Origin of the sequence: Microbacterium sp. KKR3/1 (assembly GCF_021272365.1) — a bacterium.
GTDB lineage: Bacteria > Actinomycetota > Actinomycetes > Actinomycetales > Microbacteriaceae > Microbacterium > Microbacterium aurugineum.
Genome location: NZ_JAJSDW010000001.1, coordinates 201935 through 226786 on the forward strand (window position 1 = coordinate 201935; position 24852 = coordinate 226786).

At 67.8% G+C, this 24852-nt stretch carries 20 protein-coding genes; 11 read left to right on the forward strand and 9 right to left on the reverse strand.

The window, feature by feature from the left end; genetic code table 11:
- Nucleotides 1–8 precede the first annotated feature (8 nt).
- Complete coding sequence (locus LVJ59_RS00995; RefSeq protein ID WP_232761699.1) at nucleotides 9–665, forward strand: SDR family oxidoreductase; 657 nt, start codon at nucleotides 9–11, stop codon at nucleotides 663–665.
- Between the two features lie 26 nt (nucleotides 666–691).
- Complete coding sequence (locus LVJ59_RS01000) at nucleotides 692–1888, forward strand: glycoside hydrolase family 3 N-terminal domain-containing protein (protein WP_232761700.1); 1197 nt, start codon at nucleotides 692–694, stop codon at nucleotides 1886–1888.
- Between the two features lie 7 nt (nucleotides 1889–1895).
- Here the strand turns inward: LVJ59_RS01000 and LVJ59_RS01005 are convergent, their stop codons facing one another.
- Genes LVJ59_RS01005 through LVJ59_RS01015 form a run of 3 tightly spaced genes read right to left on the reverse strand, consistent with a single transcriptional unit; the run spans nucleotide 1896 to nucleotide 4462 of the window.
- Entirely contained in the window at nucleotides 1896–2759 is an 864-nt protein-coding gene (locus LVJ59_RS01005) for a 3-methyladenine DNA glycosylase (RefSeq protein WP_232761701.1), read from the reverse strand.
- Between the two features lies 1 nt (nucleotide 2760).
- Nucleotides 2761–3786, reverse strand: a complete 1026-nt coding sequence (locus LVJ59_RS01010; protein WP_134351417.1) for an App1 family protein — start codon at nucleotides 3784–3786, stop codon at nucleotides 2761–2763.
- 4 nt (nucleotides 3787–3790) lie between these two features.
- A complete protein-coding gene (locus LVJ59_RS01015) occupies nucleotides 3791–4462 on the reverse strand; it encodes a DedA family protein (RefSeq protein ID WP_232761702.1) in 672 nt (223 codons plus the stop codon).
- 41 nt (nucleotides 4463–4503) lie between these two features.
- Between LVJ59_RS01015 and LVJ59_RS01020 the strand changes: the two genes are divergently transcribed.
- The 5 genes from LVJ59_RS01020 (at nucleotide 4504) to holA (ending at nucleotide 12557) form a co-directional block, all read left to right on the forward strand.
- On the forward strand, nucleotides 4504–5835 hold the full coding sequence (locus LVJ59_RS01020; protein ID WP_232761703.1) for an anthranilate synthase component I family protein: 1332 nt from the start codon (nucleotides 4504–4506) through the stop codon (nucleotides 5833–5835).
- Between the two features lie 34 nt (nucleotides 5836–5869).
- On the forward strand, nucleotides 5870–8446 hold the full coding sequence (gene leuS / locus LVJ59_RS01025; RefSeq protein ID WP_232763128.1) for a leucine--tRNA ligase: 2577 nt from the start codon (nucleotides 5870–5872) through the stop codon (nucleotides 8444–8446).
- A gap of 95 nt (nucleotides 8447–8541) precedes the next feature.
- A complete protein-coding gene (locus LVJ59_RS01030) occupies nucleotides 8542–9144 on the forward strand; it encodes a ComEA family DNA-binding protein (protein WP_232761704.1) in 603 nt (200 codons plus the stop codon).
- Nucleotides 9141–11471 carry a ComEC/Rec2 family competence protein gene (locus LVJ59_RS01035; RefSeq protein ID WP_232761705.1) on the forward strand — a complete coding sequence of 777 codons (2331 nt, stop codon included), beginning with the start codon at nucleotides 9141–9143 and terminating at the stop codon, nucleotides 11469–11471. The genes LVJ59_RS01030 and LVJ59_RS01035 overlap by 4 nt, the downstream gene beginning before the upstream one ends.
- 48 nt (nucleotides 11472–11519) lie before the next feature.
- Nucleotides 11520–12557: a DNA polymerase III subunit delta gene (gene holA / locus LVJ59_RS01040; RefSeq protein WP_232761706.1), complete on the forward strand. Its 1038-nt coding sequence runs from the start codon at nucleotides 11520–11522 to the stop codon at nucleotides 12555–12557.
- Nucleotides 12558–12657: 100 nt separating this feature from the next.
- Here the strand turns inward: holA and rpsT are convergent, their stop codons facing one another.
- Complete coding sequence (gene rpsT, locus LVJ59_RS01045; RefSeq protein ID WP_047519918.1) at nucleotides 12658–12918, reverse strand: 30S ribosomal protein S20; 261 nt, start codon at nucleotides 12916–12918, stop codon at nucleotides 12658–12660.
- Nucleotides 12919–13140: 222 nt separating this feature from the next.
- Between rpsT and LVJ59_RS01050 the strand changes: the two genes are divergently transcribed.
- Both LVJ59_RS01050 and LVJ59_RS01055 read left to right on the forward strand, forming a co-directional pair.
- The gene (locus LVJ59_RS01050) at nucleotides 13141–14514 is read left to right on the forward strand and encodes a glycoside hydrolase family 1 protein (RefSeq protein WP_232761707.1); all 1374 of its coding nucleotides are present in this window, start codon (nucleotides 13141–13143) and stop codon (nucleotides 14512–14514) included.
- Complete coding sequence (locus LVJ59_RS01055; RefSeq protein WP_232761708.1) at nucleotides 14511–15746, forward strand: MFS transporter; 1236 nt, start codon at nucleotides 14511–14513, stop codon at nucleotides 15744–15746. Before LVJ59_RS01050 ends, LVJ59_RS01055 begins: the two co-directional genes overlap by 4 nt.
- On the opposite strand, the gene LVJ59_RS01060 is transcribed toward LVJ59_RS01055, so the two are convergent.
- The 5 genes from LVJ59_RS01060 to LVJ59_RS01080 form a co-directional block, all read right to left on the reverse strand.
- A complete protein-coding gene (locus LVJ59_RS01060; RefSeq protein ID WP_232761709.1) occupies nucleotides 15741–16472 on the reverse strand; it encodes an alpha/beta fold hydrolase in 732 nt (243 codons plus the stop codon). The two genes, LVJ59_RS01055 and LVJ59_RS01060, sit on opposite strands and share 6 nt — an antisense overlap.
- Nucleotides 16473–16544: 72 nt before the next feature.
- The gene (locus LVJ59_RS01065; protein WP_232761710.1) at nucleotides 16545–18254 is read right to left on the reverse strand and encodes an ABC transporter family substrate-binding protein; all 1710 of its coding nucleotides are present in this window, start codon (nucleotides 18252–18254) and stop codon (nucleotides 16545–16547) included.
- A 116-nt stretch (nucleotides 18255–18370) separates the two neighbouring features.
- On the reverse strand, nucleotides 18371–20299 hold the full coding sequence (locus LVJ59_RS01070; RefSeq protein ID WP_232761711.1) for an ABC transporter ATP-binding protein: 1929 nt from the start codon (nucleotides 20297–20299) through the stop codon (nucleotides 18371–18373).
- The gene (locus LVJ59_RS01075) at nucleotides 20296–21210 is read right to left on the reverse strand and encodes an ABC transporter permease (RefSeq protein ID WP_232761712.1); all 915 of its coding nucleotides are present in this window, start codon (nucleotides 21208–21210) and stop codon (nucleotides 20296–20298) included. Before LVJ59_RS01075 ends, LVJ59_RS01070 begins: the two co-directional genes overlap by 4 nt.
- 1 nt (nucleotide 21211) lies before the next feature.
- A complete protein-coding gene (locus LVJ59_RS01080; RefSeq protein WP_232761713.1) occupies nucleotides 21212–22195 on the reverse strand; it encodes an ABC transporter permease in 984 nt (327 codons plus the stop codon).
- A 240-nt stretch (nucleotides 22196–22435) separates the two neighbouring features.
- On the opposite strand from LVJ59_RS01080, the gene lepA reads away from it, so the two are divergent.
- Both lepA and LVJ59_RS01090 read left to right on the forward strand, forming a co-directional pair.
- Nucleotides 22436–24289 (forward strand): translation elongation factor 4, encoded by a 1854-nt coding sequence (gene lepA, locus LVJ59_RS01085; protein ID WP_047519933.1) that lies wholly within the window; start codon nucleotides 22436–22438, stop codon nucleotides 24287–24289.
- Nucleotides 24290–24318: 29 nt separating this feature from the next.
- Nucleotides 24319–24786 (forward strand): DUF1990 family protein, encoded by a 468-nt coding sequence (locus tag LVJ59_RS01090; RefSeq protein ID WP_232761714.1) that lies wholly within the window; start codon nucleotides 24319–24321, stop codon nucleotides 24784–24786.
- The last annotated feature ends 66 nt before the right edge of the window (nucleotides 24787–24852 follow it).

A 24852-nucleotide genomic window follows, 5' to 3' on the forward strand; every position in this document is an offset into this window, starting at 1 on the left:
GTGAGGGCATGTCACGCATCCTCGTGTTCGGCGGCCACGGCCGTATCGCCCTCCTGCTCGCTCCCTTGCTCGTCGAGCGAGGCGATGAGGTGACGGGGGTGATCCGCAACCCGGCCCATGTCGCCGACGTCGAAGCCGTCGGCGCGAAGGCGCTGGTCGCCGATGTCGAGAGTATGGACGTCGAGGCACTCGCCGAGATCATCCGCGGTCACGACGCGGTCGTCTGGTCCGCCGGTGCCGGGGGCGGATCCCCGGAGCGCACCTACGCGGTCGATCGCGATGCCGCGAAGCGCTCCATGAACGCGGCGGAGCGGGCCGGCGTGCGGCGCTATGTGATGGTCTCGTGGCTCGGGTCGACGGCGGACCACGGCGTTCCCGAGGACGACTCCTTCTTCCCCTACGCCGATGCCAAGTGGGCTGCGGACGAACACCTGCGCGCGAGCGGGCTCGAGGGCACGATCCTCGCACCGGGCGCGCTCACCTTCGACGGACCGACCTCACGGATCCAGATCGACCCCACGGGGCGGGGTGCGGTGTCTCGAGCCGATGTGGCCGCCGTCATCGCCGCGTCGCTGCACGGGCCGTGCACGATCGGGCGGACGATCCGCTTCGGCAACGGCGACCCGGCGTCGGCGGTGCCCATCGCCGACGCGCTCGGCTGCTGACACGGCGGCGCCGCGGAGACGTCACCATGTCCCGACCCCGCCGATGGGCCGCCGGTGCCCTCGCAATCGTCGCGACCACATTTCTCTGCGTCTCACCGGCGGCTGCGGCGTCGAGCGCTGTGCCGACGACGACTCCGACCGTCGCCGCAACAGCTGCCGAGCCCGGTGACTCGACCGCCCATGCGACCGCGCTCGTGCGAGGGATGTCGGTGGCGGAGCAGGCATCCACCGTGGTCATGGGGCATGTGGCAGGGACGGATCCGGCGATGCTCCGTTCGTACATGGAGTCCGGCCTCGGCGGGTTCATCCTCATGGGTGCCAACATTCCGGCGACCGAGGGCGAACTGCAGAGTCTGACCACCGCCCTGACGGTGGATCCCGAGCTGCCTCCGCTGATCGCGGTCGACCAGGAAGGTGGCATCGTGTCGCGCCTGCACGGTGATGACTACCCGGCGTCCTCGTCGTTGAAGCACCTCCCGGTCGCCGAGACGACCTCGGCGTTCACCGCCCGCGGTTCGCTGGTCGGGCGCGCGGGGATCACGGTGAACTTCGGAACTGTCGCCGACGTCACCGCAGATCCCGGGACCTTCATCTACGGACGTGCCCTCGGCACCGACCCGGCGAGCGCCGCCGACCGGGTGTCCGCCGCGACCACCGCCCAGGAGCAGTTCGTCGCCTCCACCCTCAAACACTTCCCCGGACACGGTGCAGCGCCCGGCGACTCGCATCATGTGATCCCGAGCACGACGATGGGACTCGACCAGTGGCGCGAGACCGAGGCGGTGCCCTTCGCGGCGGGGATCGACGCCGGGGCATCCCTCCTGATGTACGGCCACCTCGCCTACACGGCCGTCGACACATCGCCGGCGTCGCTTTCCGCGAAGTGGCATGAGATCGCCAGGGAGGAGCTCGGCTTCGACGGGGTCGCGGTGACGGATGATCTCGGAATGCTGTTGTCATCCGGCGATCCCGCCTATGCAGATCCGGTCGCGAACGGAGTGGCCGCGATCGCGGCAGGCAACGACCTCGTGCTGATGATCGCCGGTTCCGATGCGAGTACGGCGGGCGCGATGGCGGCGGGCATCGCCGCGGCGGTGGAGGAGGGCACTCTGCCGGCGGAGCGACTCGAAGAGGCGGCGACGCGCGTCGTCGCACTGCGGCTGGAGCTCGCTGCGGCCGCGGCACCGTGGGCGGTCTGCGACGATTGCACGCCGGCGGGCTGACCGGTGCTCAGGCGGCCTCGCGTGCTCCGTCGCCGAGCCAGGCGTTCAGCAGCGCGGTGCGGAGGGCGGCGCCACGCTCGGCGAAGACTCGCTGCCTGCGCACATACTCTGCTTTTCCCTCGGGTGTCTCGATGGGCACGGGAACCACATCCCACGCGGAGAGATCGTACGGTGCCGCTTGCATGTCGAGGAGTCGGATGTCGCGCGCGAGCTCGAACGAATCCAGGAGCAGTTCGCCGGGGATCAGGGGACCGAGCTTCGTCGCCCACTTGTACAGGTCCATGCCCGCGTGCAGACAGCCGGGCTGCTCGAACAGAGGCTGCTCGTCGCGGCTCAACGAGATTCGATTTCGGGGGACCGCTTCGGGAGTGAAGAAGCGGAAGGCGTCGAAATGGGTACAGCGGAGGTCGTGATTCTCGACCACGGCATCCGTCCCGGCCTGCCCCAGCCGCAGCGGAACCGCGTGGCGGTGCTCCTCGGCGCGATACACCATCGCCCACTCGTGCAGACCGAAGCAGCCGAACTGCCCGGGACGCGATGCCGTGCGGCGGAGCATCTTCTCGACGAGAGCCGCCAGCTCCGCTTTCTCCTTGCCGAAAGTGGCGGCATCGGGCACGGCGCTCCCCGCAGACAGTCCGGGGGAGTACCAGCGCCAGTCGAGGCGTTCGACGGCGTCGGCCAACTCGACACCCGCTCCGGGATGCCAGCGACGCAGCTGTGCGGGCTTGTAGGAGTAATACGTGAACAGGAAGTCCCAGACCGGGTGCTTCTCGGCCCTGGTCGCACGATCCCGGTGAGCAGCGGTGAGGGCATCCGCGCGGTCGCGATGCGCCTTTTCACGGAGCAGCCAGTCCTGACGGGCGAGGGACATGTCAGTGCAGGATGCCGGCCTCGCCGAGCAGATCGCGCAGCCCGGCGCCGTCTTCGGCGCTCACCCAGGGGGCGACGTCTTCGGAATGGGGCTCGCGGCCGGCGCGGCCACCGGCCAGGACCGCCTCGGCGGGAAGAAGGCGACGGATGGCCACCCCGGCGACGGAATCGGGATGTTCGTCCATGAACTGCGAGTAGATGGCCTCGTCGTGCTGTCCGTCGTCTCCGATCAGGAGCCACTTGACATCGGGGAACTCCGTCGCGAGACGTCGCAGGTTGGTGAGCTTGTGCTCGCGTCCGCTGCGGAACCAGCGCTCGTGCGTCGGTCCCCAGTCGGTGAGGAGCATGGAACCCGCGGGGAAGAGATGGCGGCCGAGGAAGCGCCACAGCGTCGGGGCGACGTTCCACGCGCCGGTGGAGAGGTACACCATCGGGGCACCCGGATGCTGTCGCAGCAGCTGGTCGAGCAGCACGGCCATCCCCGGCACGGGGAGGCGCGCGTGTTCGTCGAGCACGAAGGAGTTCCAGAAAGCGATGAAGGGACGAGGCAGGGCCGTCACCATCACGGTGTCGTCGACATCGGACACGACGCCGAACCTGGTGCCCTCGGCGACGACGAAGGCTCGTGCCTCCACGGGCTCCTGTCCCTCCACGGAGAACGTGAACGTCTGCCAGCCCGGCTCCAGGTCGACGTGGATCGTCGAATCGACCACCCCGCCACGATCGGCGACGACCTGGTGCGTGGAGTCGCCGATCTGCACGGTCACCGCGGCGAAACCCACCGGGATGCCGACGAAGCTGCGCCAGCCGCGGACACTCGCAGGCTCCCCGTCCCGTGTGCGGCGCTGCGGGGGGACGATCAGCACACGGCCCACGACACGCACCCAGCCGGGACCCCCGTATCCGGGGAACGGGAGGATCGTCGCGACGCGGCCACGACGGCGCGCGCGACCTTCACGCCAGACATGCAGGCGGTGTTCGAGTCGGGCGAACCAGTGGATCCGGGGCGCCGGGGGAGCGGATGCCATTGCCTCAGTCTTTCACGTCGGCGTCGGCCTCTGTCTCCGGAGCGTTCAGGTGACGGGCCTCTGCCCGCTGCAGCAGCTTCTTGCCGAGGTAGATCAGCAGCAGGAACACAGCGATCACACCGACGAAGATGTACCCCGCGAAGTGCACGCGGTCGACGAGTTCCCGGAAGCTGCCCGCCGCGAGGGAGGTGACGCTCACGTAGGCGGTCGCCCAGAGGACGCACGCGGGGGCCGTCCAGGCGAGGAACTTGCGGTACGGGTATTCGCTCATGCCGACGGTCAGGGGCACCAGGGAATGCAGGACGGGCAGGAAGCGCGAGAGGAAGATCGCGATGCCGCCGCGGCGTTCGAGGTAGTTCTCGGCGCGCACCCAGTTGTGCTCGCCGATCCGTCGTCCCAGCCAGGACACACGGATATGGGGTCCCAGCCAGCGCCCGAGCCAGAACCCGATGCTCTCGCCGATCAAGGCGCCGATCACGACCGCGACGCCCATCGCGATGCCCTCCAGGGGAGTCGCCACCCCCATCGAGGCGATGATCACGATCGTGTCACCGGGAACGATGAGCCCGATCAGGATGCTCGTCTCGAGCATGACAGCGAGTCCGGCGATCAGGGTGCGAGCGACCGGATCGACCGACTGCACGGTGTCGAGGAGCCAGATCAGGAGGTCGTCCACCCCATGAGGATACGGGAGCAGCCCGGTCCTAGGCTGGAAAGGTGCCCGAACCGCTGAGTGCTCATCCGCTTCCCACCTGGGTGGAGCCGTCATCCGTGTTTCGGATGATCGAGGCGCGGGGCATCGACGTCTTCTGGCTGGATGCCGGCGCGCGGGCGACGGAAGGCTGGAGCTTCATCGGGACGGGGAAGCGTTCGAGCCTGCCGCGGGACGTGCCTCTCGACGCCCCTTCCACCGATCCCTCACGACCGCCGTTCACCGGGGGGTGGGTGGGCTGGCTCGACTACGAGAGCGGAGCATCGGCGTCCGGCGCACCGGTCGCACAGTCGGAGGAGACGCCAGGAGGGTCCTGGTTGCTCGTCACGCATGTCGTCGCCTTCGATCATGCACGCCGTCGCACTTGGGCGCTCTCCTCCGCAGATGACCTCGAGCTCTGGACGGACGAGGTCCACGCAGCGACGGAAACCGTTGAGCGTCCCGGCAGTGAGGGATCCTTTGCGGGCGTGGCTGCCGCCTCGCGCGTGGCGGAGCCCAGGCACACCCCACACGAATACCTCGCACTCATCGAACGCTGCCGTGACTTCATCCGCGCAGGCATCGCCTACCAGCTGTGCCTGACCACACGCTTCACCGTTCCCGGCACCCATGACCCGGTCGCCGTGTACGACCGCCTCCGAGGAGCGACTCCCGCCCACCACGGCGGTTTCGTCCGCATCGGCGACCACACGCTGCTGAGCGCCAGTCCGGAACAGTTCCTCCACGCAGAAGGGGGAGTGATTCGGACGCGCCCCATCAAGGGAACGAGGCCCCGGAGTGCCGATCCCCTCGAAGACGCCGCGCTCGCCGCAGAACTCGCCGGCGACCGCAAGGAGCGTGCGGAGAACGTCATGATCGTCGACCTCATGCGTAACGACCTGTCGCGGGTGTGCGTGCCGGGGACGATCCGCGTGGAAGGGCTCTGGGTGGTCGAGAGCTATCCCGCCGTGCACCAGCTGGTGAGCACCGTGAGCGGAAAGGCAGAGCCGGGGGCCACGGTCGGCGCCCTTCTCGACGCGACCTTCCCCGCCGGCAGCATGACGGGAGCGCCAAAGCTCTCGGCGATGACCAGGCTGTATGAACTCGAAGGCGGCGCGCGGGGAGTGTACGCGGGGTGCTTCGGCTACATCGGCGCGGACGGGGTGCTCGACCTCGCCATGGTTATCCGCAGCATCCTCCTCGACGGGGAGAAGGCGGTGGTCGGTGCGGGCGGCGGAATCACCTGGGGTTCGGTCGCCGCTGCCGAGGTCGCCGAGGTGGCGATCAAGGCGAGGGCGCCGCTCGCCGCCCTCGGTGCGGAAACGCCTGCGTCCTGGCGTTCCGATATCCTGAACTGATCCCGCTTTTCCCTTCAGATTGGTCGTGCGTTCGTTGTCTGAGAACCTGTCCACCCCCCCTGCCGACGACGAGGCCCCGTCGGCGCACGCCATCCAGAACAAGTGGCAGAAGTACTGGGCGGAGAACGGCACGTTCCTCACGGGCGGCGACGACGACACCCGGCCGCGCCGGTACGTGCTCGCGATGTTCCCGTACCCGTCCGGCGACCTGCACATGGGCCACGCGGAGAACTACCTCTACTCCGACATCGTGGCGCGCTTCTGGCGCCACCGCGGGCACAACGTCTTGAATCCGATCGGCTGGGACTCGTTCGGGTTGCCCGCGGAGAACGCCGCTATCCGTCAGGGAGCCGACCCTCGGGACTGGACCTATCAGAACATCGCGCAGCAGAAGGTGGGCTTCGAGGCGTACGGCGTCTCGTTCGACTGGAGCCGCGTGCTGCACACCTCCGACCCCGAGTACTACCGCTGGAACCAGTGGCTGTTCTTGAAGCTGTACGAGCGCGGGCTGGCGTATCGCAAGAAGAGTCCGGTCAACTGGTGCCCGAACGACCAGACGGTGCTGGCGAACGAGCAGGTCGTCGACGGACGCTGTGATCGCTGTGGCGCCGAGGTGGTCAAGAAGAAGCTCACGCAGTGGTACTTCCGGATCACCGACTACGCCGACCGTCTGCTCGACGATCTGAACCAGCTCGAGGGATTCTGGCCGCACAAGGTGCTGCAGATGCAGCGCAACTGGATCGGTCGCTCGGTGGGGGCCGACGTCGACTTCCTGATCGAGGGTCGCGAGGAGCCGGTCACGGTGTTCTCGACGCGCCCCGACACGCTGCACGGCGCGACGTTCTTCGTGGTCGCACCCGACTCCGACCTGGCCTCCGAGCTCGCTGCCGGCGCCTCCGAGGATGTGCGTGAGCGCTTCCAGACGTACCTGGAGCAGGTGCAGAAGGAAACCGACATCGATCGGCAGTCCACGGACCGTCCGAAGACCGGTGTGTTCCTCGAGCGCTACGCGATCAACCCGGTCAACGGCGAGAAGCTGCCGGTGTGGGCAGCGGACTACGTGCTGGCCGACTACGGACACGGGGCGGTCATGGCTGTCCCGGCACACGATCAGCGCGACCTGGACTTCGCCCGTGCGTTCGACCTCCCCGTCAAGGTCGTCGTCGACACGACCGCTCCCGTCACCGGCGCGATGCCCGTGATCGAGGTCGATGAAGACGGGGTGCCGATCGACACCGGTGCCGCGCTCGAGGAGCAGAGCCCCGCAGCCACCGGCATCGCGCTCACGGGCGAGGGCCGCATGATCAACTCGGGCGCCCTGAACGGTCTGTCCAAGCGCAATGCCATCGCGCGGGCGATCGAGCAGCTGGAGGCTTCGGGCACCGGTCGTGCCGCCAAGAATTACCGTCTGCGTGACTGGCTGATCTCGCGTCAGCGGTTCTGGGGCACACCGATCCCGATGCTGCACGCCGAGGACGGGAGCATCATCCCGGTTTCCGAGGACAAGCTCCCCGTGAAGCTGCCGAGCGTCGAGGGGCTCGACCTCAAGCCCAAGGGGACCTCGCCGCTGGGCGGTGCCGAGAGCTGGGTCCGCACGACGGACCCGCAGACGGGCGATCCGGTGCTGCGCGACCCCGACACGATGGACACGTTCGTGGACAGCTCGTGGTACTTCCTGCGCTTCCTCTCGCCGAACAGCGACACCGTGGCGTTCGATCCGGCGCAGGCGGCCCGTTGGGCGCCGGTCGACTCCTACATCGGCGGCGTCGAGCACGCGATCCTGCACCTGCTGTACGCGCGCTTCATCACGAAGGTGCTCTTCGACATGGGACTGATCGACTTCACCGAGCCCTTCTCGAACCTGATCAACCAGGGCATGGTGCTGCTCGACGGGCAGAAGATGTCCAAGAGCAAGGGCAACCTCGTGCTCTTCCAGGAGGAGCTCGACGCCCACGGCGCCGACGCGCTGCGTGTCGGGCTGGCGTTCGCCGGGCCCGTGGAAGACGACAAGGACTGGGCGGACGTCTCGACGACCGGCGCTCAGAAGTTCTTGGCACGCGCGATGCGCGTCGCGGGCGAGGTGTCGAGCCCTGTCGACGTGGTCTTCGACGGCGGTGATGCGGCTCTTCGCCGTGCCACGCACAAGTTGCTCTCGGAGGCACCGGCGCTCGTCGAGCAGACGAAGTTCAACGTCCTGGTCGCGCGGCTCATGGAGCTCGTGAACGTCACCCGCAAGACGATCGATGGTGCCGCCGGTGCGGGAGATCCTGCCGTGCGTGAGGCTGCGGAGACGATCGCCGTGATGCTCGACCTGATCGCGCCGCACACCGCGGAGGAGATGTGGGAGATGCTCGGTCACGAGCCGTCCGTCGGCCTCGTGACGTGGCGCTCCGCAGACCCGGCGCTTCTGGTCGAGGACACGGTCACCGCCGTCGTGCAGGTGGGGGGCAAGGTGCGTGCGCAGCTCGAGGTGCCGGCACGGATCGGCGAGTCCGAGCTCGAGGAGCTCGCCCGGGCGGATGAGCGCGTGATCCGCTCCATCGGAGACCGCGAGATCGTGAAGGTCGTCGTGAGAGCCCCTAAGATCGTCAGCTTCGTCGTCAAGGGCTGATCGCCTCTTCTCCACGGTGGACGCCCGGGACGGGTTGTCCACCGTGGATGTTTCGGGACGCTCGGGGGATCCGCGCCCTCGCCTAGCTTGGCCGGATGGCATCCCCGCAGGCACCGTCTCCGCCGCCGCTCCGGCATCGGCTGCGGCTGAGCATCGGCGCGGCCGTGGTGCTGGGACTCGTGGTCCTGTCGGCGGCTGTCGGATTGGGCATCCTCCGCGGGCAGACGCCGCCCACCGAGTCCGTGTCGCTCACGGACGATGAGGCGAGGGCGGGGTCCACCGGAGAGCTCTACGTCCACGTGCTCGGCGCGGTGGCGGCCCCCGGTCTCTACGTGCTCGATCCGGACGCGCGACTCGTCGACGCCCTGGCGGCCGCGGGCGGGACCACGGACGTCGCCGACCTCGCGGCGGTCAATCTTGCGCGGCTGCTCGAAGACGGCGAGCAGATCATCGTGCCGACGGTCGGCGCCGCTGCTGCGGAGTCGGGAGCCGCCCCGCCCGGGGACGACCGTATCGATCTCAACACCGCCGACCAGGCGGCGCTGGAGACTCTCCCGCGCATCGGCCCGGCACTCGCGGCGCGGATCATCGCTTGGCGGGAAGAGAACGGTCGCTTCCGTTCCGTGGACGACCTGCTCGCCGTCCCCGGTATCGGTGAGAAGCTGCTCGCCGGCATTCGCGACGGCGCACGCGTGTGAGGCGTCGTGACCTGCGGCTGCTGCCTCTCGCCGTCGCGGTCTGGGCGGTGGCGCTGTTGTGCGTGCTGCTCCCCGCGGCGGCGTGGGGGTGCGCGGCCCTCTGCGGAACCGGAGCGGTGGCTGTCCTGGCGCATCTTCTCCACCGCCACGGCTCGCTCGCGCGGCCGTTCACGTGCGGTGGGGTTCTCGTCGTCGTGCTCTCCGCGGCCGCAGGCACCGCTCTGGCAGTGGGATTCGCGCAACCTGTGCGCGAGCGGGTGTCGGAAGAGGGAGGCCGTGTCGTCGAGATCGTCGCCGACGTCACGTCCTCCGCATCGATCGGACAGGACGGACGTCTGTGGTTCGATGCAGCCACCGCTGCCGTCGGACCCCCGGGCCAGACGGAGGCTGCGGCTGCACCGGTGCGCATCGGCATCGAACCGCGCGACGGGTTCGAACTCGGTGCACGGATCCGCGTCGTGGGGGAGGCGTCCGCGACGGACGCGGGGGAGCGCGCCACCCTGGTCGTCTTCGCGAGCGAGGCGGAGGTGGTCGAGCCTGCGGGTGGTGTGTTCGCTGCTGCGGCGACCCTCAAGCACGCCTTCGTCGAGCGGTCGTTGCGTCTTCCCGAACCCGGTGCCGGTCTGCTGCCGGGGCTTGCGGTGGGCGACACCAGGGCGGTCACCCCGGAGCTGAACGACGACATGCGCACGAGTGGACTCAGCCACTTGACGGCGGTGAGCGGCGCGAACTGCGCGATCGTCGTCGTCGCGCTCTTCTGGCTGACGGCGTTGTGCGGAGGAGGGCGGGCGTTGCGCGTCGCGCTCTCCCTCGTGGGCTTGGCCGGGTTCGTTGTGCTGGTCACCCCGGAGCCGAGCGTCATCCGCGCAGCGGTCATGGCGGCCATCGGGATGCTCACCGTGCTGCTGGGTCGTCCGAGTGCGGGCGCGGGCATGCTCTCCCTGTGCACCGTGGGCATACTCCTCGCCGATCCGTGGCTCGCGACGTCACCGGGTTTCGCGCTCTCGGTGGCGGCATCCGGGGCGTTGATACTGCTCGCCCCGCCTCTTGCCCGGGGGCTGGCGACGGTCATGCCCGACACGGTGGCGCTGGCGATCGCGGTCCCGCTCGCCGCACAACTGGCATGTGGGCCGATCATCGCCTTGTTCGCAGAGCAGCAATCGCTGATCGGGGTCGCTGCGAATCTCCTCGCCGCTCCGGCGGCACCGATCGCCACGGTGATCGGTCTGTTGGCGTGTCTTGCTGCGCCGTTGCCGTTCCTCGCTGATCTGCTGACAGCGGCGTCCTGGCTTCCCGCCGCCTGGATCGCGACGACCGCCACGACGACGGCGCGACTGCCGAACGCGCAGCTGCTGCTTCCGGCGGGCATCGGCAGCGCGGCATTGGTGGCACTCGTCAGCGTGTGCGTGTCGGTTGTCCTCCTCCGATCCGCTGATGTTCCGCGCCGGCCGGCCACCGTGCGTGCGATGGTGTTCCTGCGGCGCGGCGCGGCGGCGGTCCTCATCATCGTGTCGTCGCTCGCCGGTGCCCGCGTTCTCCTCGACGGTCCGCTCGCGACCGTGGCGTCGCCGGAGGGATGGTCCGTCGCCGCGTGCGACGTCGGTCAAGGAGATGCGCTGATCGTCCGGTCCGGCGACCGCGTCGCACTGATCGACACCGGGCCGGCGCCGGAACCGCTGGAAGCGTGTCTGCGGTCTCTCGGGGTGGAGCGGATCGACCTCCTCGTCCTGACACATTTCGACCTCGACCACGTCGGCGGAACCGCCGCCGTCGTCGGACGGGTGGACGCGGTGCTGCACGGACCCGTCACCGAGGATTCCGAGCGGCGCCTCCTCGCCCTGCTCCTCGACGGGGGTGCACGTGTCGACGAGGCGTGGGCAGGACAGCGGGGCGAACTCGGGGAGGCGACGTGGCGTGTCCTCTGGCCCCGGAGAGGGTCTCCCGTGTTTCCCTCAGGGAATGACGCCAGCGTGGTGATGGAGTTCGACGGGGGAGGGGTGCCGCGATCGCTGTTCCTCGGGGACCTCGCTGCGGCACCCCAGCGCCTGCTGATGCGCGCGGCAGACCTCGGCGGGTACGACGTGGTCAAGGTGGCCCATCACGGCAGCGCGGATCAGGACCCCGGCCTGTACGAGGCGCTTCGGGCCCGGGTGGCGTTGTTCAGTGTCGGTGCGGACAACGACTACGGTCATCCGCGTATCGAGACCCTCGACCTTCTGACAGCGACCGGGGCGCAGGATCTGCGCACGGACCAGCAGGGGAGGATCCTGCTCGGTGTGCGCGGCGACGAACTGCAGGTGTGGACGGCGCGTGCAGGTGAGGAGTGAGGAGAACGCCAGCCGGGCGGTGTCGGTGAGCGCCGGTAGGCTGGACCCATGGCAGCTTCGCGTACCCCCTCTCGCAGTGGTGCGAAGCCCACCAAGATCCCGCAGGTGTCGTGGCGCGAACCGCACCCCGCGCCGATCGTGCTCGTCTCGGGGCCGGAAGAGGTGTGCGCAGAGCGTGCGATCGCCGGCGTGCGCGACTACCTGCGCGCGGAAGATCCTGCACTCGAAGTCAGTGACGTGCGGGCCGACGACTACGCCCCGGGCACACTGCTGTCGCTCACTTCTCCTTCGCTGTTCGGAGAACCGCGACTGGTGCGCGTCTCGGGTGTCGAGAAGTGCTCCGACGCCTTCATCCAGGAGGCCGTGTCGTACCTCGACAACCCCCAGGAGGGGGCGACCGTCATCCTTCGCCACACGGGCGCCAGCGTGCGTGGCAAGAAGCTGCTCGACGCTCTTCGCGCCGGTACCGGCGGAGGCATCGAGATCGCCTGCCCGGCGGTCAAGCGCGACAGCGACCGAGTGGACTTCGCCGCCGGAGAGTTCCGGGCGGCCAAGAAGCGCATCGCGCCAGCAGCCCTGCGTGCGCTCGTCTCCGCGTTCGCGGACGACCTGACCGAACTGGCGGCGGCCTGCCAGCAGCTCATCGGCGACGTCGACGGAGACATCTCGGAAGAGATCGTCACGAAGTACTACGGCGGTCGCGTCGAGGTCTCAGCGTTCGTCGTCGCGGATACGGCGATAGCCGGCCGCTACGGCGAAGCGCTCGTCGCGCTCCGGCACGCGCTGTCGTCCGGCGCCGACCCAGTGCCGATGGTCGCCGCCTTCGCGATGAAGCTCCGGACGATGGCACGCGTGGCAGGCAACCGCGAGCCCAGCCGACAGCTTGCGCAGCGCCTGGGGATGAAGGATTGGCAGGTCGATCGCGCCCGCCGCGACCTGGCCGGCTGGAACGAGCGCTCTCTCGGGATGGCCATCCAGGCGACCGCCAGAGCCGATGGTGAAGTCAAGGGAGCGGCCCGCGACCCGATCTTCGCCCTGGAGCGCATGGTCACCGTGATCGCCACGCGCCAGCCCTTCGGCGAGTAACCGTCCCCCCGCTTTCTCGATCCCGCGGGGGCCTCGAACTCGAGGGGACGAAGAAGGCCCGCCCCGATGAACGGGACGGGCCTTCCTGAGAAGCTTCGGCTCAGAGGGAAGCGACCTGCTTGGCGAGCGACGACTTGCGGTTCGACGCCTGGTTCTTGTGCAGGACACCCTTGCTGACGGCCTTGTCGAGCTTGACGGAAGCCTTCTTCAGGCCGGCCTCGGCTGCTGCCTTGTCGCCGGCGGTGACTGCCGTGCGGGTGGAGCGGATGAGGGTCTTGAGCTCGCTCTTCACGGCCTTGTTGCGCTCGTGTGCCTTCGCGTTGGTCTTGTTGCGCTTGATCTGCGACTTGATGTTTGCCACGTGTGGACGCTTTCTGTACAGGAGTGTTCGGAATGCCGGCAGCAGAAGAGGGCTGCTGCACAGCGGTCGTGAGGGAAGAACCCACACGCAAGCCAAGAGTCGAGTCTACCAGCAGACGGGGCGCTCGCGCGAAACGGCGAGCAGAATGCGAAACTCGGTCGCGCAATCGATGGTACCGGGTGCAGAATCATCACTGTCCCGACATCGATGTCAAGGAGCCCCATGATCCCTGCACGTGATCGTCCGTCTGTGCCCGTCGGGCTCCGTTGGTCCGCAGCGACGTCGGCCTTCCAGATCGAGGGGTCCCGTCCCACGGGGCCGACCGGGCGCTCCATCTGGGACGACTTCCTCGAACGGCCGGGCGCGATCATCGACGGGTCGACGGCCGACCCTGCATGTGACAGCTACCGACGACCGGAGTCCGACGTGGCCCTCGCCGCGGCGCTGGGCCTCGACCGCTACCGATTCTCCATCCCGTGGGCACGCGTGCAACCCGGAGGTCGGGGTTCGGGGGACCGCGCGGCGCTCGACCATTACTCCCGGCTGGTCGACCGCTTGCTCGAGGCCGGGGTCGCACCGTTCCCGACCCTGTTCCACTGGGAGATGCCCAGCGAGGTCGAGGCCGACGGTGGCTGGCTCGAGCGCGACACCGCCGAGCGCTTCGCCGACTACGCGACCATCGTCGCCGCCTGTCTCGGTGATCGCGTCGAGCAGTGGTACACGCTCAACGAGCCGGCGATGACGACGCTGCAGGGCTACGCGGTCGGCGCGCTCGCTCCCGGGAAGGAACTGCTCTTCGGCGCGCTGCCCACCGCCCACCATCAGCTCCTCGCGCACTCTCGTGCGGCTGCGGTGCTGCACGGCCACGGCGCCGCCTCCGTCGGCCTCGTGAACAATCACACCTGGGTCCGCCCGCTCCGCGACACCCCCGAGGACCACCAGGCCGCCGCCGGGTACGACGTGATCCACAACCGCGTGTTCAGCGAACCGCTCCTCGCCGGCCACTATCCGGATCTCGAGGCATTCGGGCTGCCACCGCTGCCCGTGCGCGACGGGGATCTGAAGGAGATCGCACGGTCGATCGACTTCTACGGCATCAACTTCTACAACCCCACGACGGTCACCGATGCGGCGGAGGGAGGCCCGATACCGTTCGACATCGTGCCGACCCCCGGCGTCCCCGTCACCGGCTTCGGACCCGAGTGGCCCATCATGCCCGGTGCCCTGCGCGATCTGCTGATCGACCTGCACACGCGGCATCCGCATCTCCCGCCCGTCATCATCGGAGAGAACGGGGCGTCCTTCCCTGAGCCCGAGCGGGCAGCATTCGTGGACGACATCGATCGCATCGACTATCTCTCAGGTCACATCGCGGCGGTCGGCGAGGCGATCGACGCCGGGGTGCCCGTCGAGGAGTACACGGTGTGGTCGCTCCTGGACAACTGGGAGTGGGCCGACGGGTACACCCAACGGTTCGGATTGGTGCACGTGGACTTCGAGACGGGCGAGTGCACACCCAAAGCGTCGTACGAGTGGTATCGCGACCTCATCGCGCGGTCGCGGGCGGCATCCATCGCCGCGGAGGAGGCGCGGTGACCGGCGTCTCCGGCACCCGCACGGTCAAGGCGGGCGCACGATGGATGTCGGTGTTCACGCTGGCGTGGCTCGCGATCTGGACGGTGCAGCTCACTCCCGTGCAACTGCTGCTTCCTCTGCAGCTCGACACCCCCGAAGACGACTGGATCCGCGGCGTGGTGTCTTCGGGGCTCGTCCTCGGGATCGGGGGGCTCGCCGGTATCGTCGCGGGTCCCGCCGCCGGGGCGCTCTCCGATCGTGCGGCCGCGGGACGCCACCGCCGGCGCCCCTGGGCCCTCGGGGGCGTTCTGCTCACCGCCGTGTGTCTCATCCTCACCGGTTTCGCTGAGGGACCCTGGGCCGTGGGTGCAGGCTGGGTGGGCGTATCGATCGGCGTCGCCGTCTCTTCCGCAGCTTTCACGGCGCTCATCGCCGACCAGCTGCCCTCGACGCAGCGCGGTGCGGCGTCCGCAGCGGTGGGATCGAGTCAGGCGGTGGGCATCGTGCTCGGTGTCGGACTGGTGGTACTGCTCGGGCTCGACGTCCGCGCCGGCTATCTGCTGCTCGCCGCGGTGATCGCCGTCGTCGGCACCGGTGCGGCCCTGCTGCTGCCCGATCCGCCGAGTACCGAGGCGCTGCGGCCGAAACCTGGCGGACGCCGACCGCTCGCCTCCCTCCGTGACCGCGACTTCGCCTGGATGCTCTCGGGACGCCTCGTGACGAACGTCGGCAATGCTCTCGGCACCGCGCTGTTCCTCTTCTTCCTCTTGCATGGTCTCGGTCAGCCGACCGCTGCCGCTCAGGACAATCTCCTGCTGCTGATCGTGGTGTACACCGTGTTCGTCGTGCTCGCTTCCGTGGTCACCGGCATCGTGTCGGACCGGACAGGGAACAGGCGCACGCTCACCCTCGCCGCAACCGTCGTCCAGGCGGCCTCGGGCGTGGCGATCGCTCTGGTGCCGACGTTCGAGATGACCATGGTGGCCGCGGCTCTCATGGGATTGGGGTACGGAGCCTTCTCGACGGTCGGTCTCGCGTTCGCGGCCGACCTGCTCCCTGACGCCCAGGATCACGCCAGGGATCTCGGGATCGTCAACGTCACCGCAGCCCTGGGACAGCTGATCGGACCGGTGCTCGGTGCGGCACTGGTCGCTCTCGTCGGCGGCTTCTGGCTCGTCTTCGTCGCTGCTGCCGTGCTGTCGCTGGTGGGAGGACTGCTCACCGCGTTCGCGCGCCAGCCGTCGCGCTCATGAGCCGGGCTGCTCCTCTTCCACCGTCGCGATGGCCAGCTGCAGCACGGCATTGAAGACCCGTGGCCGCATCGCCGTGACCAGGTGCGTCGTGCGGGGCACGATGAGGAGCTCCGCATGCGGCGCGAGACGTCGGAACAAGGACTCGTTCAGACGCAGCTGGTCGTACTGCCCGTTCACGAACCAGAGCGGGACCTCGATCCGCGGGACTGCGGCGGCGATGTCCAGCGCGGCGAGGCTGCGCAGCGCCGTGTCCTGCATGTCCAGTGCATATCCACCGGCGGCGAAGTCGGATCTGGTCTCCGTGGGGATGGTGGCCTCGAGGACGCGACCGGTCAGCCACATACCGCGATCGGGCAGCGAGTCGACAGCCCGGGCGAAGAGGCGATAGGCGCGGAGTCCCGCACCATGGGGGAGCGAGGTGCACGACGCCGCGACGAGCGCGGCCACCGGCGGTCGCTGTGCCCCGCCGACGTAGGCGAGACACAGCAGCCCACCCATCGAATGCCCCACGAGCACGACGGGGCCCTTCTCCGCTGCCGCACGTACGGCGGCATCGATCGTGTGGAGCGCTTCGTGCAGCGTGAAGTCCTCGTCCATGCGGCTTCCGTGCCCGGGAAGATCGACCGCGGTCGACGCGTACTCCTGCTCGTCGAGATACGTGGTCTGTGCGCGCCACATCGTCGCGGACGTGCGGATGCCGTGCACGAGGACGATCTGGGTGCTCACGCGAACAGCATAAGGAAAGCGGGGCCGGTGGATGAACCACCGGCCCCGCTTCGACGCGAACGTCAGAGGGTGTTACTTCTCCCAGCCGACGTTCTCGACGGGCTGGATGCCGAACAGGTCGAGACCCACGTAGGGCTCCGGCGTCAGGTTGGCGAGGCCTTCCTGGACCGTGTAGATCTGCGGGCCGTTGTACAGCGGGATCAGGCCCCAGCGCTTGTAGATCTCGGGCTCGAGCTCCATCGCGGCAGCGGTCTGCGCCTCGGGGTCGGACTGCGACTCGACCTTGTCCTTGATCTCGGCGTCGAGTTCGGCGTCACCGACACCCGACAGGTTGAGACCCGAGTCCGAGCAGTACAGCTGGCAGAACCAGGCGGCACCGAACGGGTCGGACGAGGTGAAGCGGAGACCGGAGACATCCCAGTTCTTCGAGGTGTAGTCCTCAGAGAACTGGCTGGCGGGACGGACCTCGACCTGGACGTCGATGCCGACCTCCTTCTCCTGCGCCTGCAGCGACTGCGCGAGAGCCTTCTGCGTCGCCGTGTCGCTCCAGATGGGGTAGACCACCGAGAGCTTCACGCCGTCCTTCTCACGGATGCCGTCCGAACCCTCGGTCCAGCCGGCCTCGTCGAGCAGCTTCTTGGCGCCCTCGACATCGAACTCCCAGCCGGCGCCCTTCATCGAGTCGGTGTAGCCGGGCTGGAACGAGAACAGGGTCAGCGAGCCGGCCGGGTCCTCTTCATAGCCGAGGCCGTTCCATGCGATCTGCTTCTGCTGGTCGATGTTGATGGCCTTGAAGAACGCCTCGCGGACCTTGACGTCCTCGAACTGCGGCTTGGAGGAGTCGACCTGCAGGATCGTGTTGGCGGTCTGCTGCGCGCGGTAGACCTTGGCACCGTCGACGTCCTTGACCTGGTCGATGAGCTCCTGGGAGCCCGTCTCCACCATGTCGACCTCGCCGTTCTTGAAGGCGTTGACGCCGGCCTGGCCGTCCATACCCGTCATGGTGACCTTGTCGAGCAGCGGAGCGTCGCCCCACCACTCGGGGTTCGGCTTGAACGAGATGTAGCCCTTGGTCGCGTCATACTCGTCGACCGTGTAGGGACCGGCGCCCCACTCCGGGTGCGGGTTCTCGATCATCGCTTCGTTGAAGGTGTCCGGGTCTGCGAGTGCCGGGTGGATGACGCCACCGTTGAAGGGCATCTGCGGCCAGGCGAACTCGCCCTTGAAGGTGACGATCGCCGTCTTGGCGGTGTCGCCCTGCTCGACGGACTCGATGTCCTTGTACCCGTCGGTGGCGTTCGGGTTGAAGCCCTCGTCGTAGGAGCGGTTGGCCTTCCACGTGGCGTCGATGGCGGTCCAGTCCATGTCCGTGCCATCGTTCCAGTGGGCCTCATCGGTGAACGTGAAGGTCAGGACCGTCTTGCCATCCTTGACTTCGTGCTTCCACTCGTCGAGGTAGTTGTCGTTCTTGTACTGCGTGCCGTCCGGCTCCATCAGGATCAGCTGCGGCGTGTACCACGCGGCGATGCGTGCGGTGTCGGCGCTGCCGTCACTGTTGAAGGCGTTCAGCTGCGGCGGCACCTCACGGATCGCGAAGTTGACCTCGCCACCCTCCTGGAGGTTCTCGCGAGGCTGCGGATTGTAGTCCGCCATCTCGACGTCGGTCTTCTCGCCGTTGTCGCCATTGTCGCCACTGCCGCTGTTGCCGGCAGCGCACCCGCTGAGCGCGAGTGCGAAAGCGCCGGTGAGTGCCAGCGCTCCCATCAGCTTGTACTGCTTCATGGTGCTCCTTTCGCCTTTCGGCGTGTCATAAGGGGAGAATAGTTCGCCCGGTACACGAATGCGGCCGAGCCAAGTGAATGCCGCCTAACCGTTATCGGACGGTGATCCGTCTCCGGTCAGGAGGCGTTCGACAGGCCCGAGGTGGTCTCCGGGTCGAAGACGATCCGCTGCCGCGTCCGCTCGATGTCGGGGTCGGGGACCGGGATCGCCGACAGCAGAGCCTTGGTGTAGGGATGCTGGGGGTTGTCGAAGACGTCGTCCACGTCGCCGTGCTCCACGAAGTCGCCCAGGTACATGACGGCGACGCGATCCGCGATGTGACGCACCACGGAGAGGTCGTGAGCCACGAAGAGGTACGACAGCCCGAGCTTGACCTTGAGATCGTCCAGGAGGTTGATGACGCCCGCCTGAATCGACACGTCGAGCGCCGACACCGGCTCGTCGAGCACCACGATCTTGGGGTTCGTCGACAGTGCACGGGCGATGCCGATGCGCTGCCTCTGCCCGCCGGAGAACGCCTGCGGGAACCGATCGCGATGCGCCGGGTTGAGGCCCACGAGATCCATCAACTCACCGACGCGTCGGTTCACCTCCGCCTTCGGGGTACCGATGGCGGTCAGCGGCTCGGAGATGATGTCCGCGACCGTCATGCGCGGGTCGAGCGCACCCATCGGGTCCTGGAACACGATCTGGATGTCGCGCCGCAACGCCCGCTCCACCTTGTGGCTGCGGATGTCGTTGACACTCGTCCCGGCGATGACGATGTCACCCTCGGACTGCTTGACCATGTCCATGATCTGCAGCAGCGTCGTGGTCTTCCCGCTCCCGGACTCGCCCACGATCGCCATGGTCTCGCCTTCGCGGACGTCGAAGCTGATGCCCTTGACAGCATGCACCTCGCCGACCTTGCGCTTGAGGAAGGCGCCCTTGAGCAGCGGGAAGGTCTTGGTGAGGTTCTTCACCTCGAGCGTGATCGGACGCTCCTCGCGGGGCAGGCGGGTGAGTTCGCTCTCCGGCGCCTCCCTGACCGGATACACCGGCAGTCCGCCGAGCATGCCGCCGTCCTCGATCTCGTTCGAGCGGATGCAGGCGGCGCGATGTGCCTCGCCACCGCTGGTCAGGACGGGGAGGAGCTCCGGCTCACGCGTCCGGCACGCATCCATCACGATCGGGCAGCGGTCGGCGAAGGGGCAGGCGTCGGGGAGGTTGATCAGGAGGGGCGGGTTACCCACGATCGGGGTGAGCGGTTCCTTCTCGGCCTTGTCCACGCGGGGGATCGCGCCGAGGAGGCCGATGGAGTACGGCATCCTCGTCTGGTGGAACAGCTCGCGGACAGGGGCCTGCTCCACAGGCTTGCCGGCGTACATCACCATCACATCGTCGGCGGTGCGGGCGACCACGCCCATGTCGTGCGTGATCATCATGACAGCGGCGCCGGTCTCGGCCTGCGCCTTGTCGATCAGGTCGAGGATCTGCGCCTGGATCGTGACGTCGAGCGCGGTCGTCGGCTCGTCGGCGATGATCAGCTTCGGGTCGTTCGCCATCGCGATCGCGATCACCACGCGCTGACGCATTCCTCCGGAGAACTCGTGGGGGAACGCCTTCATCCGCTTCTCAGGTTCAGGGATGCCCACGAGCTTGAGAAGATCGATCGCCCGGGCGTTCGCCTCCTTGACGCTGAGATTGCGATGCACCGTGAGCGCCTCGATCAACTGGGACCCGATCGTGTACACGGGCGTCAGCGAGGTCAGCGGATCCTGGAAGATCATCGAGATGCCGTTGCCGCGGATCCGGGAGAGCTGTGCGTCGGTCTTTCCGAGGAGCTCCTGTCCATCGAACAGGATCGAGCCGGAGATCTTCGCGTTCTCGTCGAGCAGGCCCATGACGGCCAGTGAGGTGACGGACTTCCCGGAGCCGGACTCACCGACGATGCCGAGGGTCTTGCCGGCCTCCAGATCGAAGGAGACGCCGCGAACGGCATCGACGCGGCCGGCTTCGGACGCGAAGCTGACGGTGAGGTCGCGGACGGACAGTACGGGGCTCATGCGCGGCCTCCTGCAGCCGAAGTGGGGTCGAGCGCGTCACGCAGGCCGTCGGCGATCAACGCCATCGACACGGTCAGCAGCGTGAGCGCCAACGCCGGGAAGTAGAAGAGCCACGGGGAGCTCGTGATCGACGTGCTGCCCTCTCCGATCAGTGATCCGAGGGAGACGTCGGGGATCTTCACACCGAAGCCGATGAACGACAGGCCGGTCTCCGTCGTCACGGCTGCGACGATACCGAGCGTGAAGTTGATGACCAGCAGAGAACCGATGTTGGGGACGAGGTGTCGCAGCACGATGCGTGTGCCTCGGACGCCCATGTAGCGCGCCGCCTGCACGTACTCCCGCTCGCGAAGCGACAGTGCCATGGTCCAGATGATGCGCGCGGGGAAGAACCAGCTCACGAAGATCATCACGAGGGCGATGACCCACCAGACGCCTCCCGAGTCGTTCGAGATGACGGACAGCATCAGGAAGGTGGGGACCACCATCATGAAGTGGATGACCAGCAGGGCGATGCGTTCGAACCAACCGCGGAAATAGGCGGCGGCCGTGCCGACGAGGGCCGACAGAATGGTGGTTCCGACCGACACCGTGATCGCGATCATGAGCGAGCGCTGCAAGCCGACCGCGGTCTGGGTGTAGGTGTCGTTTCCGGCGCCGTTCGTGCCGAACCAGTGCGCTGCGGAGGGCGGCGTGCTCAGCGCGAGGAAGTCCATGTCGTTGACGGCGTACGGAGACAGCACCGGGCCGAGGGTCGCGAACAGGATCAGGGCGAGCAGGACGACGATGCCGCCGACGGCCGGTCTGTTGCGCATGTAACGGCGTGTGTAGAGCGTCCACTTCGAGAGGGACTTGCGGGGAGCTGCCTCGGTGGACGGCTCGACCAGCGGATCGATCATTTCGGTGGTCATATCAGCTCACCCTCACTCGCGGGTCGAGGACGACGACGACGATGTCCGCGAGGACCGCGCCGATCGCCGTCAGCACGGCGCCGAACGCGGCGACCGCCACCACGCCGTTGATGTCGTTCTGGTTGATGGTGTCGAGGAAGTAGCGGCCCATGCCCTGCCAGGCGAAGATCGATTCGGTCAGGATCGCGCCGGTGAAGATCGTCGGGATCGTGAAGGCGACCTGGGTCGCGACCGGGATGAGCGACGTGCGGAGGGCGTGCTTGCGGACCGCCTGCGCTTTGGTCAGTCCCTTGGCGCGAGCGGTGCGCACGTAGTCCGCGTTGATGTTGTCGAGCAGGAGCGAGCGCTGGAGGAAGTGGTACTGCGCGTAGCCGACGAGCACGAGCGCGATCGTGGGCAGCGTGACGTGCTGGAGCGCGTCGATGATGGTCGGGAAGAAGCCGGTCACGCCCGGGCTGGAGGAGCCGGTGACGTAGAAGATCCGCACCCCTGTCCACTCGTTGAGGGCGATGGCGAGGAGCACGACCGCGAGGCCGGCGACGATGATGTTGATGTTCATCGTGATGATCGAGGTCGCCTGGCCGATGCGGTCGGCGAGCTTGTACTGGCGGGACGCGGTGTAGACACCCAGCCAGATGCCGAGCACGGCGGCGATGATCGTCGCACCGAGCACGAGCTCCGCGCTGACCCACATGCGGTAGGCGACCTGCTCGTTGACCGACTGCCCGGTGGGACTCGTGCCCCAGTCCCAGCGGAACAGGATGCCGCTGAACCAGTTCCACCACCGCTCCATGAGCGGCACGGTGTCGCTGAGGTTGCGCGGGATCAGGACGTTGTCGATCTGCTCCGGCGTCAGGGGTGGTCGTCGCCCCACGTAGTTGCTGCGCGGGTCGAGGAATCCCCACGCGAGGAAGAACGTGAGGTTCGTCGCGACCACGATCATGAGCAGCCAGCCGAGTGTTCGGCGCAGGAGGTACTTGATCAAGGGGTCAGTCTTTCTCTTCTACAGACGCGCTCGGGATCAGCCGACGCAACGCTGAGTCAGTTGGATTACGGAATCGCCATCCACCGAACTCTGCGATGCGACAACCGCCACGGGGTCTGTGATGGAGTCTTATCGCTTGCGGGATCCGGTGTCACGGAATTTCCCAGGCAACTTCGGGAGACTATCACCGGAATGCGGGAATCGGGGATTAGCGCCCCCTCACCGTAGAATCGAAGGGACATGTCCCCACGCGCTCTCACACCTCTCCAGCCTGCCTCGACGCCGGCTGCGCAGATCCGCAATTTCTGCATCATCGCCCACATCGACCACGGCAAGTCGACGCTCGCCGACCGGATGCTCCAGATCACCGGCGTCGTCTCGGACCGAGACATGCGGGCCCAGTACCTCGACCGCATGGACATCGAGCGCGAGCGCGGGATCACCATCAAGAGCCAGGCCGTTCGGATGCCGTGGGAGCTCGACGGTCAGACCGTGGCCCTGAACATGATCGACACACCCGGCCACGTGGACTTCACCTACGAGGTCTCGCGTTCGCTCGCGGCCTGCGAGGGAGCCATCCTGCTCGTCGACGCGGCGCAGGGAATCGAGGCGCAGACGCTCGCGAACCTGTACCTCGCGCTGGAGAACGACCTCCACATCATCCCGGTGCTGAACAAGATCGACCTGCCGGCCGCCGACCCCGAGAAGTACGCGAAGGAGCTGGCCTCGCTCATCGGAGGCAAGCCCGAGGATGTGCTGCGTGTCTCGGGCAAGACCGGCGTCGGCGTCGAGGAGCTGCTCGACCGGCTGGTCCAGGACATCCCTGCTCCGGTCGGCGACGCGGATGCGCCCGCCCGCGCGATGATCTTCGACTCGGTGTACGACGCGTACCGCGGTGTCGTCACGTATGTGCGCATGGTGGACGGCAGTCTCTCGCCGCGCGAGCGCATCCAGATGATGTCGACCGGGGCCAACCATGAGGCGCTCGAGGTCGGCGTGTCGAGCCCGGAGCCGACCCCGACCAAGGGGCTCGGCGTCGGCGAGGTGGGCTACCTGATCACGGGTGTGAAGGACGTTCGCCAGTCGAAGGTCGGAGACACGATCACCACGTCTCGGAAGCCGGCATCGGAACCTCTGCCGGGGTACACCGACCCGAAGCCGATGGTCTTCTCCGGTATCTACCCGATCGACGGCAGTGACTACGCGGAGCTCCGCGAGGCTCTCGACAAGCTCAAGCTCTCGGACGCCTCGCTCCAGTACGAGCCCGAGACCTCGGTCGCGCTCGGTTTCGGTTTCCGCTGTGGTTTCCTCGGTCTGCTCCACCTGGAGATCGTCACGGAGCGCCTCGCCCGCGAGTTCGGACTCGACCTCATCACGACCGCGCCCAGCGTGATCTACGAGGTGCTCACCAGTGACACGGGCGAGACGGTCACCGTGACCAACCCGAGCGAGTACCCGGACGGGCGCATCGGATCGGTCTCGGAGCCCATGGTGAAGGCCGCGATCCTGCTGCCGAAGGACTACGTCGGCACCGTGATGGAGCTGTGCCAGTCGCGCCGCGGCACCCTGCTCGGAATGGAGTACTTCTCCGAGGAGCGTGTCGAGCTGCGCTACAACATGCCGCTCGGTGAGATCGTGTTCGACTTCTTCGACCAGCTGAAGTCCAAGACGCAGGGCTACGCCTCTCTCGACTACGAACCCTCCGGACAGCAGGAAGCCGACCTCGTCAAGGTCGACATCCTCCTCCAGGGCGAGAAGGTCGACGCCTTCAGCTCGATCGTCCACCGGGACAAGGCCTACGCCTACGGCACGATGATGGCCGAGCGCCTGCGCAAGCTCATCCCTCGTCAGCAGTTCGAGGTCCCGATCCAGGCGGCGATCGGCGCGCGCATCATCGCCCGTGAGACCATCCGGGCGATCCGCAAGGACGTGCTGGCGAAGTGCTACGGCGGCGACATCACCCGTAAGCGCAAGCTCCTCGAGAAGCAGAAGGAGGGCAAGAAGCGCATGAAGATGGTCGGCCGCGTCGAGGTCCCCCAGGAGGCGTTCATCGCCGCGCTCTCGGGAGACGTCGAAGGCAAGGACAAGAAGTAGTCGTGGCGCTGCCCGCGTATCCGAGGGGGATGACGCGTCATCCGCTCGTCGCCGTGCCCGACGGCATGCTCGGCGAGGAGAACTCGACCACCGTGGCACCGGCGGCGCGCGACGCGGTCGCGGCGCTGGTGAGCACGTGGGAGTTCAAGCGGCGTGCGGGTTTCGAGACACCTGCGGGTGCACCGATGCCCGAACTCGAGGGCGTGCTCGCCAAGCGTGTCTTCGGCATCCGCTTTGCGGAGCCCGTGCGCGTCGTCTGGGCCGACGCGAGTGGTTTCGGCTACGAGACCCGTCCGGGGCATCCGATCTACGGCGAGGAGTCGTTCCGGATCGACGAGCGGGGCGTGTTCACCGCCCGGTCCGTCTCGCGCCCTTCGACCTGGTTCTGGCGGATGCTCGCGCCTGCTCTGCGGAGGATGCAGCGCTCGACCCACGCCGAGTACGTCCGGATCGTCCAGGAGGCGGCGAGGGCAGCGGAGGCGGAGACCCCGCGCTGAGCGGTTCGGGGCCGCCATGTGACCTCGTGCGGCGCGTGGGGGTGTTCGCTCAGGCAACGCGAAGTA